Raw genomic sequence first — 12,731 nt, 5'->3', positions numbered from 1 at the left:
AGATAGACGGGTAATGAATTTACATATTTGTCATTTTTATAGATGAAAGTAAGTAATTGGAGGAGTTAGTTTGCATAGTTTGAGTAGTGTTGGGGTGTTAATCCCGGCTTATAATCCAGATGGGAAATTACCAGAATTAGTGAATTCTATTGTAAAAGAAGGCTTTGACAGAATTATTGTGGTGAATGATGGCAGTAATTCGGAGTGCGACCAAATATTTAGTAGTTTAACGAATATTAGCGAATGCACGATTCTCAAGCATGAGGTAAACAAAGGGAAAGGGCAGGCATTAAAAACAGCCTTTGCTTATTTTTTGGATACGTTTGCTGATTCACCAGGCTTAGTTACAGTGGATGCCGATGGACAGCATGCTGTAAAGGATATGAAAAAGGTTGCGAAAAGGCTTTGTGAACGCCCAGAAAGTCTAGTACTAGGTGTACGGGATTTTTCTGGTGAGGATATCCCCTTTCGAAGCAGATTTGGAAATGTATTGACAAAAGGTGTAGCCCGGTTTGCTTGTGGACTGAAGATTTCTGATACACAAACAGGCTTGAGGGGGATACCAGTTCGTTTCCTCGAAAAGCTGCTTCATGTTGGTGGGCAACGCTATGAATTTGAAATGAATATGTTACTAGAATGCAAGGCTAATGATATTGATATTGAAGAAGTCACCATTGAAACGATTTATATAGAAGAAAATAAGTCTTCTCATTTTAATCCGATCATTGATTCCATCAAAATTTATTCCGTTTTCTTGAAATTTGCCGTTTCATCGGCGCTATCATTTGGTTTGGATGTGTTACTATTTGCCCTATTTGTAATGTTGCTTAATGGGGTGTTTGTGGATACTTATATTATTTACGCAACAATCCTTGCCCGTGTATTATCGGCATTATTTAATTTTATGGTTAATCGAAATGTTGTGTTTAAATCTGCCTCTCCACGGGCTATGGTGAAATATTTTATCTTAGCAGTTGGGCAAATGCTCACTTCCGCTGCAGCAGTATATTTAATCTTTCAACTTATCGGTTTTGGTGAAGTGGGAATCAAAGTTATCGTGGATTTCCTACTGTTTTTAATGAGCTTCGTCATCCAGCGTGAGTGGGTTTTCAAGAGGCAGCAAATAAAGATAGGTGAAACTCAGTGATCAGTGCTCTTTTTTCTTTTGGAATATTATTTCTGTCCTTCGCAGGATGGGGAATGCTTGTTTATGATAAATGGCGCGTCCACCCGGCTGTTATTCCGCTAGTTATTTTTTCTGGAATAACTGCCGTTGTTTTTGGGGCGGGACTTTTGAACATCATGCCTTTCATGGTATGGGTTATTTTTTTGCTTGGCTTATTATTAGCCTTGTACTATCTTTTTCTTTTCGTCAGAGGAAAGGTTGTACTTCTTCCCCTTTTCACTCCAGCAACGGTTGTATTTCTTGCGTCTGTTGCTGTTATTTTACTGACCTTCCAAGGGGTGATTCATTCTCATTATGATGATTTTAGCCATTGGGGGCTTATTGTAAAAGAAATGTTTCAGGTTGGGGGCTTACCAGATGGAAGAACTACCATTGGCTTTAAAAATTACCCACCAGGAAGCGCCACGTTCCTTTTTTACATACTTACTATTGTTGGATATGCAGAGAGTTATGCGTTGATGGCGCAAGCATTCTTCATTGCAGCGGCACTCAGTGTGTTATTTATTTTCGTTTCATGGAAAAATGCTGGGGGTGCCTTGCTGGCATTCGGTGCAGCATTGTCCATTCTTGCCATGAACGGTAACTATATATACACCTTGTTAGTGGATGGATTACTTGGTATGGTCGCTCTCGCCATCACCGTTATCGCTTTTTATTATCGGGAAGATTGGCGTAAAAGTGTCGCTGTAAATGCACCTATCCTAATTTTGTTGCTACTTATCAAAGATAGCGGAAAATTATTTTTCTTGTATAACATTTGTTTGTTGCTTTACTTTGTAATACAAAATCAACGAAAAGATCCAACTATTAAGGGGAATTTTCTGAAAGCGCTGGTACGTGTTGTGCTGGTTGTCATCGTTATTCCGCTTTCCTGCAGTTTTTTGTGGGGCAAATACGTGGACAAGGTTTACCAGGAGCCAGCCTATCATAAGTTTGATATTAACCGTTCGAAAATACTAAATGTACAGGAAAATAAATCAGCAGAATTTATCCAAAACCTTGGGCCGATGCTGATAGATTCCTCCCTGAACTTCGATACGCCAGCCATTCAAGCATTTTTTATTCTGAATGTCTTGGTATTGGTAAGCATTCTTTATTTTGCCATTGTTCACAAAAGAATCGCTAAGGTACTCCTGGCGAGTATGATTTATGCAAATGCCGCCTATGTTTTCTACCTATTTACGCTATATTCGATGTATTTATTTTTAATGCCAGAAAACGAGGCTGTGAGATTAGCAGGATTTCTAAGGTATTTAGCAACGATTATCATCTATTGTGCGGGAGTTTTAATGGCCGCCCTTGTGTATGAATGGTCAAAGAATTTCCATGTTAAAAAAAATACCATGGTGCAAGGCTTGATTATCGTGTTGCTAAGTTTGGTCATGGTCTATCCTTTAAAAGATAGCTTGCGAAAAATTGTGATGGAGCGGCCTGATACAGAAGACTCAATCAGACTGGGAATAAAAGATCAATATCAAAAGCTGCTGAATGCGAATGCTCACAGCGCAAAGGTTCTTTATTACAGTCCTGAAAGCTTGGACGACAGGGGCTATTTAGATTTTATTCTGAAGTATGTGCAGCTTAATCGAAACTTTACTATTGCCCGCAGTATAAAAACAGACGAGGAAATGAATGAGTTTCAAGAAAAACTAGAAGCCGCAGACTACCTAGTAATTGTGGACCAGGACCATGACATCACAGGTCACATCGCTGGTTTCCAATCCGGAACAAGCAGCACAGGCATCTATAAAATAATGAAAACAAGTGAAACTCAAATTACTTTGAGTCCAATAGAGTAAGGGGAGGGGGACGGTTCTCCTGGCTCATCGCCACACGCGAGGAAGCCAAGAGAACCCGTCCCCTTTTTCGTTCCGCCAATAATTCCACACTCTACAAGTCATTTCCCCAAACACTCTACTAATTTTTTCATAGAATAATAGAGAAAAGAAGGGGATGAGTGCTTCAGGGAAGTTTCCTGTTTACTAGATAGGTGGGATGGCCTGGGGTAAGGTCGCCTTTTTCTTAGTTCCTCGAAAATGAGGTGATAAACAATGAGTGATGAGTATATCTATTGTTGCCATACGGTTGCGAGGTATGTAGATCTTCCGAAGGCTGACTGTAAGTGCAAGACGAATGTTCATGTGAAGGTAGAGTGTGATGATCGTAGTGGAAGAAGGGAAACTGCAGCATTTCGTGCCGTGAATGATGCGGTTCAAAGAATGGAAGCTGCGCGTGAATTTTATAAAGTGCTGTTTCAAAATGAACAGTTTGATATTGGTAAAATTTATGATGCAAATGAATCTACTTTTATCCCACGTAAAGACGGCGTTTATTATGTGGCAGGAACCGTTACTTTTTTTCCAGATGATGATAGTATTCCATATCGTGTGCGTCTAGAAATTCGTGTAAACGGTACATCCGTTGCTGCCGACAACGACTTTTTCTCTTCAATCAACGAGCTTCTAGTCGGAAATACAATCAACGTCTCCACCGTTCTCCAGCTTCAAAAAGGAGACTTGGTTGAAATTTACGTTACCAGCACAACCCCAGGAGCAATTTCAGAAAACAATCCATCCTTTAGCACGCGCTTTGAAGCAGCGAAATATAGATAGAAGTGTCAATTTCAGTCTGATGTGGACAAAGTCATCAGACTGTTTGTTTTTATTGAAGGCTGTTTTCGTAAACTTTGTAGCTACTGCGTATAGATAAAACAAACGTAATCAACGTTGAGGTCGTGCTCTTTTCGTGGAAGAAGATTTAAACATGTGGCAATTATTCTTCGGAAAAAGATAGGAAAAAGCCTTAAAGTCGACTTTTTCCAAGTTAATAGCAACAATCTTGAAAGGTGATACCGGGTGGATTGGCGAAATAGTAGAAGGGTTTAGGAGGGTATTTTATGAATAATAATGGTTTGATTTTAGTACCAGTTCAATCGGAAAACTGGCGTGAGATAATAGATTTAAAGGTGAATAAAAGTCAGGAAAACTTTATCGAGCCCAATGAAATTTCCTTGCTTGAGGCTGCATATGATAAGAAACATGACTGGAAGTGCTTTGGACTCTACTTGGATGGGCTGGCTGTTGGGTTCGTGATGGTAGGAGCCTTGAAGGAGAGATACATTTGGTTAGATCGATTTATGATAGACAGGAAGTTTCAAGGACGTGGTCTAGGGAAAGAGGCATTGGAACTGGTGAAGGAGCACATCTCCCATACATACGAGGTAGAAGAAATCGTAATTAGTATATTAAAAGAAAATCAACGCGCGAAAAAGTTTTATCAGTTCAACGGGTTTAAGGATACTGGGATTGTTGATTCAGATAATGGGGAAGAGTTATTCGTTTATGCGTTTGATGGAAAGTGGTAGCTTCTTCCGATTTTCGAAACATTTTCGTTGCTTTTTTCCGATAGCGGGCCTACACTGGTTACAAACATGATGAAATCGAGGTAGCTGCGCGATGAGTGATACAGCAGGAAATAAAGAGTTTGGAATTGGCATCTTGTGTGCAGGGTTATCGTATATATTGTGGGGCTTTCTCCCATTGTTTTGGAAGCTGGTGGATGATGTACCAGCTGGGGAAATTTTAGCGCACCGAATTGTTTGGTCGCTTGTTTTTATGTTGTTGATTTTGGTCGTGATTCGGAAAGTGCCAACGTTCACCTTTGAGTTAAAAGCACTTGTGACCAATCGGAAGCGGTTTTTTGCCATATCTTTAGCCTCGATATTTATTAGCATAAATTGGGGTCTCTACATCTGGGCAGTAAACGCAGACCGAGTGATTGAGGCGAGCCTTGGTTACTACATCAACCCGCTTGTTAGTATTTTACTAGCCGTCATTGTCTTGAAGGAGAAACTCTCAGGCTTGCAAACTCTTTCTATTATTTTAGCTGGAGTTGGCGTGCTGGTGTTGACGATTAGCTACGGAACGTTTCCATGGGTAGCCATCATGCTTGCGGTGAGCTTTGCTTTTTATGGATTGATTAAAAAAATGGTCCAGGTTGGCGCATTGGTTGGGCTTGCGATTGAAACGCTACTCATTACGCCGTTTGCGTTGATTTTCCTAACGTATGTGCATCGAAGCGCAGATGGAGCAGGTGCGTTCGGGGAGAGCTTCGGGCTCACTGCGTTACTTATGTTTGCTGGAGTCGTCACAGCCATCCCGTTACTGCTTTTCGCAACGGGAGCCAAACGCATTCCACTATCGATGGTCGGTTTGCTTCAATACTTTGCTCCAACGATTAAATTAATTCTCGGAGTCTACCTCTTCAACGAACCATTCACAAATGCGCACCTCATTGCATTTACCTGCATCTGGAGCGCACTCGCTATCTACACGTTGAGCTTGCGAAAATGGAGGCGGAGGGACGGTTCTCTTGCCTCGGTGAAGGGATGAATATGGAGTAAAAAGTGCTGCCTAAACGTTGGCAGCACTTTTCTTTTGTCACGGGCGTAATTTGTTTGTTAATGTCGAGTGGCTGAATTGTTCCTCGTTTTGGCTGAAAAAGCTATCGCATCGGCTGAATTATTGAAAATCCGGCTGAAAAAATTCCATTTCGGCTGAAAAAACAAAGCCACACATCTTCCCCAATCCCCTTCTACCGCTTAAACCCATCAAACACCGGCCCACCAAGAGGCTCATAGATTTCATAAATCAACTCTACAAAGGGTTGCTTGTTATTTTCTTGATAAAATTCTTTCAAACTGTGAAAATAGCGCTCTGCCATCTCTTGGTCATAAGCTTTTAATGCCCTCACTAACCCCTTCCCCCTGCCAATCCACTGCCCGTTGTAGCGAAGCAAAAATTCAGCAACCTGTGTGGAAAGTAGGTTCAATGTGAACAATGCTTCCTCCTCATTTTTCGCATCAACAAAGTCATCTACTAGATCAAAAGTAAAATATCGAGAGGCTTCTATATAAGCAGGTGTTAACGGCTCCGGACCTTCCTGCAAATAACGGCCTGCATACTCTTTAACAGAACCGATGGCCGGGCTATCCTTTAAAATAATGCCTTCGTTTATCATGTTTGCCAATACAGGTCGCCCAGTTTTTCTCTCCATTGCAAAAAATTCTTTATAGGAAGCGAAGTTATGAACGAAAGACTCGATTTTCCAATTGTATCGCTCATAGCTTTCCCGCGTGTTAGGCTGACTCTCATAAAATACCAAAATATCTAAATCAGAACTCTCTGTCGCTACCCCTTTCGCAGCACTTCCGGCAAACAGGGCAAACTCACAATCCGGATGATACTCCTCAACAAAACGCTTCGCTGCATCCATTGGCGCTAATCTCATCATAAAATCCTCCAACAATTGAATGATTACTTTTTTCTACTTATACTTTATTATAGACTGTTATCTCAAACTTTGTGGCTATTGTGTATAGTGAAGCTTTAAGCTACACGAAATCAACGTTGCTGTAATGCTCTTTTCGTGGAGACAGTTTTAAACATGTGTTTTAAGAAGAGGCGGGGGAGCGGTTCTCTTGTCTCACTTGACGCCAAAGCGAGACACGAGAACCGTCCCTTTGGTTCAAACAAAAGGAGGACCTATGTTACTTTATGACGAATTATATGGAGAGTATGTAATTGAGGATGTTTTGGCTGAACTGGTGAGAAGCTTGCCAGTTCAGCGGTTAAAAGGCGTGCATCAGGGCGGTGCGTCGTATTTGGTGAATCCAGATTGGAATGTGACGAGGTATGAGCATTCCATTGGAGTGATGCTGTTGATTCGTAGGCTTGGTGGTTCGGTAGAGGAGCAGATCGCTGGACTGTTGCATGACGTTTCGCACACGGCTTTTTCCCACGTCATTGACCTTGTTCTTGACTATCCGGAAGAAAACTATCATGAATTAATTTTTCAAAAGGTGATTGCGAACTCGGAGATTCCTTCTATTCTAAATAACTATCATTACCGGGATAAAGACATTCTCCATGATGACTCAAAGTGGACCCTGCTCGAGCAATTAGCACCTGAGCTTTGTGCGGACCGCATTGATTACACATTAAGGGATATGTACCAGTACGGAAAGATAACGCTTCAAGAAGCACATGAATTTTTAGAGCAGCTCACCGTCATCAATGGCCGAATTTACATAAAAGACATCCAAGCAGCCGAGTGGTTCGTGGAGACCTATTACAAGGAAGTTATCGATTTCTTTATGAATCCGTTGAATGTTTATGGCTATGTCATGCTGACAGATGTCCTGAAAACGGCCCTTGCTCAAAACGTCCTTAACGAAGAGGATTTTCTCGGCACAGATCAAGAAATTTTAGCAAAAATAAAAGCAGAAGGTAGCGACCGCCTTCCATCTCTACTACAAAAAATATCTGAAAAAGTGATTTTGGAGGAAAACCCTAAGGATTACGACATTCATCATAAAGGAAAGGTCAGACTGATTGATCCTTCTGTTGTTACAGAACACGGGTTAGTGAAGGCTTCAAAGCTTTCAGAAAAAATCCGCAGCCAAGGAGAAGCTGCTCGATGTAAGGCTGTGGAAGGCATTTTCTTAAAGGTGCAAAAACAGTAGAGTTTACTACCCAATACATAGGAAAGGATGAAAACAATGAACGCAAACAAGGATCAAGCCATTTCATTTCTAACATTAATTGTGGAGGGAAGAATTTCGGAAGCATTTGAACGCTATTCTGGCCCCGATTTCCTTCACCACAATCCATATTTTAAAGGTGATGCTCACTCTCTAATGGTGGCAATGGAAGAAAACGCAAAGGAAAGTCCGAATAAAACGATGGAGATTCACCATGCTGTTGAAGAGAATAACACCGTCGTTATTCACTCCCACATTAAACAGCACCATGAGGACCTTGGAGCCGCGGTGGTCCACATTTTCCGTTTCCATGACAACAAAATCGCCGAAGTCTGGGACACAGGCCAAGCTGTACCTCAAGACTCCCCAAATGAAAACGGGATGTTTTAGAAGACAGGGGGACGGTTCTGCTGGTTCATTCAACCATTGAATGAGTCGCAAGAACCGTCCTTTTTTCTTTTTTGATAGGCTGTTTTCGTAAACGTTGTTGCTCCTGCGTGTTAGACGTTGCTGTCGAATTCTTTTCGAGGAGGAAGTTTTAAATATAAAGCAACTTTTCTTCGAATAATGACTAGGAAAAAGTCTTAAAGCCGACTTTTTCCTAGTTTATAGCAACAATCATATAGAAAAGAGCTTTTTTTGAAATTTTGTGAAATTATTCCTGTTCCTCGCACGTTATAATGGATAGATAAGGAAATTAAGAGGAGGGGGAAGGATTTGGAGCAGGATGATTTGTATTATGTGGATAGTGTGCTTAAGGGGAATAAGCAGGCGTATTCTTTTATTATAAATCGCTATAAGAATAGGCTTTACGCCGTGATTCTGCGTATGGTGAAGAATCCTGATGACGCGCAGGATTTAGTGCAGGAGTGCTTTATTAAAGCATATGAACAGCTTGCTAAATACGATCAGAAGGGAAGCTTTCCGGGCTGGCTTTACCGAGTTTCTGTGAATCATTGTATGGATTATTTTCGGAAAAAGAAGCTAGAAATGGTGGAATTCTCAGAGGATCATGGGGGAGTAAATGTCACTCCAGAAATTGCTTATCTACAAAAGGAAAAATACATGCATTTGGAGAAGCTATTGGCCCATTTATCTAAGGAGGATCGCCTCATCATTCTTTTAAAATATACAAAAGACTTAACCTATGAAGAGATAGGACAATTGCTTGAAATTCCTGTTCAATCTGTGGCAAATAAAATTCACAGGGCGAAGAAAAAAATGAGGGAGAAAATGGAGCAGAAGGAAGGAGGGTATTTTCATGAAATGTATCACATTCGATAAGCTTGCAGCATTTGTGGATGGTTTGCTTTTACAAGAAGAAGAAAAACAAATTAACGAGCATATTGAATTCTGTCCTGCGTGCCTTGAGGTAGTGAAAGCCTTACGAACAGAGGATGCTTTTCTTGAAGAAGCCATTCACTCGCCTTTTCTCCCCGATGATTTTGATGAAAAAGTCTTAAGTAAACTGGAGCCTTATCAACCTAAAAAGAGAAAACGTAATTGGGTTTATCCTGTTATAACTGCCGCTAGTCTCCTTTTAGCACTCAGTTTGTTTGCAGCATTTTACACTGCATTTAAGGACGGTCCTCCAAAATCTACTGACCAAACGCCAATAGAAGAAAACAATGATAACCCGATTGAGGAGACAGAAGAGATTACAGAGGAAGAGGATTTAGAACCACCTGCTCCTCCTCTCCCTGAAGAAGAAGAAGAGGAGCCCGAAGAAGAACCTTCTGAAACGACCCTGTTAACGGATGAGGAAATTTCTGAAACTATTATTAGATTAACTGAATCGATTAAACAAACTTTTTTTGATTTAGGTCAGCAATATCGTTGGACAAATCAAAAAAATCCTCCTGACTATTCCATTTTGCGTGCAGAACTAGAGCCGTATGCCACAACAAGCTTTTTAGATGGAGAACTGAAAAGGGTATCAGAACTTGCTTATTGTGAATGCGACATTAAGTTGTTTCCAGAGCCAGATTTTGATATTAGAATGCAAATCGAAGAAAAAACTGAAAATCGTATTACTGTGTCCTCTGTCTATCTAGAAAATATGCTTCACATAGGATCTACTTCTATTTTTACCATCGTAAAAGAAGATGGAAAATGGGTGTTTGATCATTGGGAGTCCGTAGCAACGGAGGATCGGAAGATGAACTTAACCGCTGCTGAGTTAGAGATAGCTTACAACTGGAATGATAACGGTAGCGAAATCATTAACACAGTGGAGGATAATGGACGGAAGCTCTATATTCTTTATACTCCGAATGATTCAGAGGGAACGAAGGTGCGGGGAGTATATGCGGATAATTCTAGAATAACCTTTGATGTGAAAGAAAGTTGGATACCACAAGTTTATTCTGAAGATCCATCTTTTAAAGTGGAAGGATTGTGGACGGAAGAAACGGCAAACCATGAGCTTCAGATTACAAACAGCACAAAGGAGGGCTTTCAATTCTCCATAAATACAGAATCAGATGGAATCCCCGTTGAAATGAACGGGGAAGCACATTACATCAAAGAAGAAGTGGCCCTCTTTTACGACAATAGTAGCTGCAGAATAGCATTTACAATAACAGAAACAGGAATAGAAGTAGACGAAACCTACGCGTGTTCCTCCTATCATGGTTCTGTACACTTTTTTGAAGGGATATACGGAAGAGTAGAGGAAGAATAAAAGCCTGGAAGCAGGGGGAAAGTTCTCCTGCTTCCTTTCTGTTTATAGAGAATAATATTTAAACGAACGTTCGATCAATTCCAAATGAAATACTACCAATCCAAGGCTAAAATTCATTCGGGAAATTGTAGCAATTACTGCAGTGTATATTACTATAAGATTGGAATTTTTTTAGATTTTCTGAAATTTTCTAACCATACTTCACGTTATTATTGGCAGAGGTACTTGTATGAAGGGGGTTGTAGTTTTGCAGCAGCAGGATGATGGTTATTTTGTGGAGCAGGTGCTTGCGGGGAATAAGCAGGCGTATGCATTTATAATAAATCGGTATAAGAACAGGCTTTTTGCGGTGGTGCTAAGGATGGTGAAGAATCCAGAAGACGCAAAGGACCTTGTGCAGGAATGCTTTATTAAGGTGTATCAGCAGCTTGATAAATTTGATCAAAAGGGGAGTTTTTCTAGCTGGTTATACCGGGTTTCCGTAAATCATTGTATGGATACCTTCCGAAAAAAGAAGCTAGATGCGGTCGAATTTATTGATGAAAAAGAAAGCAGCAGCCTCACGCCAGAAGTGGTTTATCTTCAAAAGGAAAAATACAAGCACCTTGAGCAGCTCTTGGCTATTTTGCCAAAGGAAGATCGCCTCATCCTTCTTCTAAAATACACGAACGACTTAAGCTATGAGGAAATTGGAGAAATGCTTGATATCCCGGTGCAAACCGTGGCAAATAAAATTCACCGAGCGAAGAAAAAAATGAGAGACAGTATGCAGCGCAAGGAAGGGGGCTATTTTCATGAAATGTATCGAATTTGATCAGCTTGCAGCCTATGTGGACGGCGTACTGGATCAAGAAGAAAAACTCAAAATCGAAAAGCATCTCGAATTTTGCCCTTCTTGCCGAGCTGTGGTAGAAACCTTGCAAAAAGAAGATAGTTTTCTCGAACAAGCCATCAACTCTCCAGTGCTCCCCGCAGGATTTGATGAGGAAGTGTTAAGCAAATTGGAGCCTTACCAACCGAAAAAGAAAAAATGGAACTGGCCCTATCAGCTGATTACTGCAGCGAGTATTGTGCTGGCATTTGGTGTAGGAGCGGCATTTTATGGGGGAATTCAGCAGGAATCTGGGGGGAGTGCTTCAAAGGTTCCTGTTGAGGCAGAGAAAGAAATCCCTTACCAAGATCAAATCATTGTAAACGCTAAAGAGGTTAGTGCAAGTCCGTTAAAGATAGAGATTTTCTATGAAGTGAAACCGAGTGAAGCGGTGCTAGAGGAATTTTTGAAAAAAAATAAGGTGACCCATCTTAGTCAGGTGAACAAGGAATATTGGCCGTTTCCTAGAATTAAGCTCACGGATGGAAACGGTTTGGAATTGCCGATGGCGGAAATTTCATCATATGATCAAGATTCATTAGTGCTCAAGCCTGCAGAAATGGAAAATCTTCCAGACAAAATTAATGTTGAAATGGAATTCAAGGAATTATATATGACTAGCGGAAATTGGAAAGTGCAGGTTCCGATTGATCTAACGGAGAGCAAAGCAACAGTTTCCAACCAATCAATCCAAGAGAAGTTTGAGTTTGATACGTTCCAAGCTGAAATTTTAGAATGGAAATACGCACATAACTCTAACAGAATATCCGTGCAAACCTCTTACACCGAAGCGGAAAAAGAGCGCCTGCAAACTATTCTCCAGGCTCGGGGAGATGAATCTAAATTTTATCCATTTATTGAACCGGAAATGTTGGTTATGACAGAAGATGGGAAGAAGTTGGTCATTGGTGGAAGAGTCGTACATTCAGAGAGAGGGAAAGCTTTTAGAACAGAGTTTGAATTTCTCAACCGCACGGAGGGAATAGCGTTAAACGAAAACATCGAATTGGAGGAAAAACTGCTGCTTCGGCTCGAGGGCTTCCGTCTTCAAGAACCGGAGAACACGCAGTTTGACCTAACAGATCAATCAAAAAATGTGCAGGTGAATGACTGGACCATTGATTCTGTCACGACAAAACCAGGAAACGGTAGCACAAAGGTTGTCACCATTAAAGGAAAAACAACCATCCAGAGCATCGAAACCATGATAACCGAAATCAAAACCGACAAAGAATGGGTATCACCAGACATTCTCCCAATCGTAGTCGAACCAGATGGGACGTTCACCATTGAAACCACCCTGCCAAACAGCACCACCATATACTTTTTAGACATCCAAATCCTTAACATATGGAAACCTGTTGATGAAGAGGTTTTCGTGTTTAAAAGATAGTGAGGCGGGGACGGTTCAAGAGGAATAGAAAACGAACGAAAAGCAGAGGAACATTCC

At 40.9% G+C, this 12,731-nt stretch carries 12 protein-coding genes; 11 read left to right on the top strand and 1 reads right to left on the bottom strand.

Features of this window, described 5'->3' with window-relative positions; translation table 11 throughout:
* Positions 1-70 precede the first annotated feature (70 nt).
* From FIU87_RS18570 to rarD, 5 genes are all read left to right on the top strand, one after another.
* Positions 71-1,147, top strand: coding sequence for a bifunctional glycosyltransferase family 2/GtrA family protein (locus FIU87_RS18570; RefSeq protein ID WP_152445953.1), 1,077 nt, complete (start codon positions 71-73; stop codon positions 1,145-1,147).
* Between the two features lie 53 nt (positions 1,148-1,200).
* Complete coding sequence (locus tag FIU87_RS18565; RefSeq protein ID WP_152445952.1) at positions 1,201-2,985, top strand: hypothetical protein; 1,785 nt, start codon at positions 1,201-1,203, stop codon at positions 2,983-2,985.
* Positions 2,986-3,237: 252 nt separating this feature from the next.
* Complete coding sequence (locus FIU87_RS18560; RefSeq protein ID WP_152445951.1) at positions 3,238-3,798, top strand: C1q-like domain-containing protein; 561 nt, start codon at positions 3,238-3,240, stop codon at positions 3,796-3,798.
* Positions 3,799-4,082: 284 nt separating this feature from the next.
* Positions 4,083-4,550 carry a GNAT family N-acetyltransferase gene (locus FIU87_RS18555; RefSeq protein WP_152445950.1) on the top strand — a complete coding sequence of 156 codons (468 nt, stop codon included), beginning with the start codon at positions 4,083-4,085 and terminating at the stop codon, positions 4,548-4,550.
* 91 nt (positions 4,551-4,641) lie between these two features.
* Positions 4,642-5,577 (top strand): EamA family transporter RarD, encoded by a 936-nt coding sequence (rarD, locus tag FIU87_RS18550; RefSeq protein ID WP_152445949.1) that lies wholly within the window; start codon positions 4,642-4,644, stop codon positions 5,575-5,577.
* A gap of 202 nt (positions 5,578-5,779) precedes the next feature.
* Here the strand turns inward: rarD and FIU87_RS18545 are convergent, their stop codons facing one another.
* The gene (locus FIU87_RS18545) at positions 5,780-6,478 is read right to left on the bottom strand and encodes a nucleotidyltransferase domain-containing protein (RefSeq protein WP_152445948.1); all 699 of its coding nucleotides are present in this window, start codon (positions 6,476-6,478) and stop codon (positions 5,780-5,782) included.
* Positions 6,479-6,731: 253 nt separating this feature from the next.
* Here FIU87_RS18545 and FIU87_RS18540 point away from each other — a divergent pair, with 253 nt between their 5' ends.
* The 6 genes from FIU87_RS18540 (at position 6,732) to FIU87_RS18515 (ending at position 12,674) form a co-directional block, all read left to right on the top strand.
* The gene (locus tag FIU87_RS18540) at positions 6,732-7,709 is read left to right on the top strand and encodes an HD domain-containing protein (RefSeq protein ID WP_152445947.1); all 978 of its coding nucleotides are present in this window, start codon (positions 6,732-6,734) and stop codon (positions 7,707-7,709) included.
* Between the two features lie 27 nt (positions 7,710-7,736).
* A complete protein-coding gene (locus FIU87_RS18535; RefSeq protein ID WP_152445946.1) occupies positions 7,737-8,117 on the top strand; it encodes a nuclear transport factor 2 family protein in 381 nt (126 codons plus the stop codon).
* Between the two features lie 327 nt (positions 8,118-8,444).
* A complete protein-coding gene (locus FIU87_RS18530) occupies positions 8,445-9,011 on the top strand; it encodes an RNA polymerase sigma factor (RefSeq protein WP_152445945.1) in 567 nt (188 codons plus the stop codon).
* A complete protein-coding gene (locus FIU87_RS18525; RefSeq protein WP_152445944.1) occupies positions 8,989-10,410 on the top strand; it encodes an anti-sigma factor family protein in 1,422 nt (473 codons plus the stop codon). The genes FIU87_RS18530 and FIU87_RS18525 overlap by 23 nt, the downstream gene beginning before the upstream one ends.
* Positions 10,411-10,657: 247 nt before the next feature.
* The gene (locus FIU87_RS18520; protein ID WP_253905463.1) at positions 10,658-11,224 is read left to right on the top strand and encodes an RNA polymerase sigma factor; all 567 of its coding nucleotides are present in this window, start codon (positions 10,658-10,660) and stop codon (positions 11,222-11,224) included.
* Positions 11,205-12,674 (top strand): anti-sigma factor family protein, encoded by a 1,470-nt coding sequence (locus tag FIU87_RS18515; protein WP_152445942.1) that lies wholly within the window; start codon positions 11,205-11,207, stop codon positions 12,672-12,674. The genes FIU87_RS18520 and FIU87_RS18515 overlap by 20 nt, the downstream gene beginning before the upstream one ends.
* Positions 12,675-12,731 lie beyond the last annotated feature (57 nt).

The sequence above is a fragment of the Bacillus sp. THAF10 genome (assembly GCF_009363695.1).
Classification (GTDB): Bacteria; Bacillota; Bacilli; order Bacillales; family Bacillaceae_I; genus Sutcliffiella_A.
This window is presented reverse-complemented; position numbering and strand designations above follow the sequence as displayed.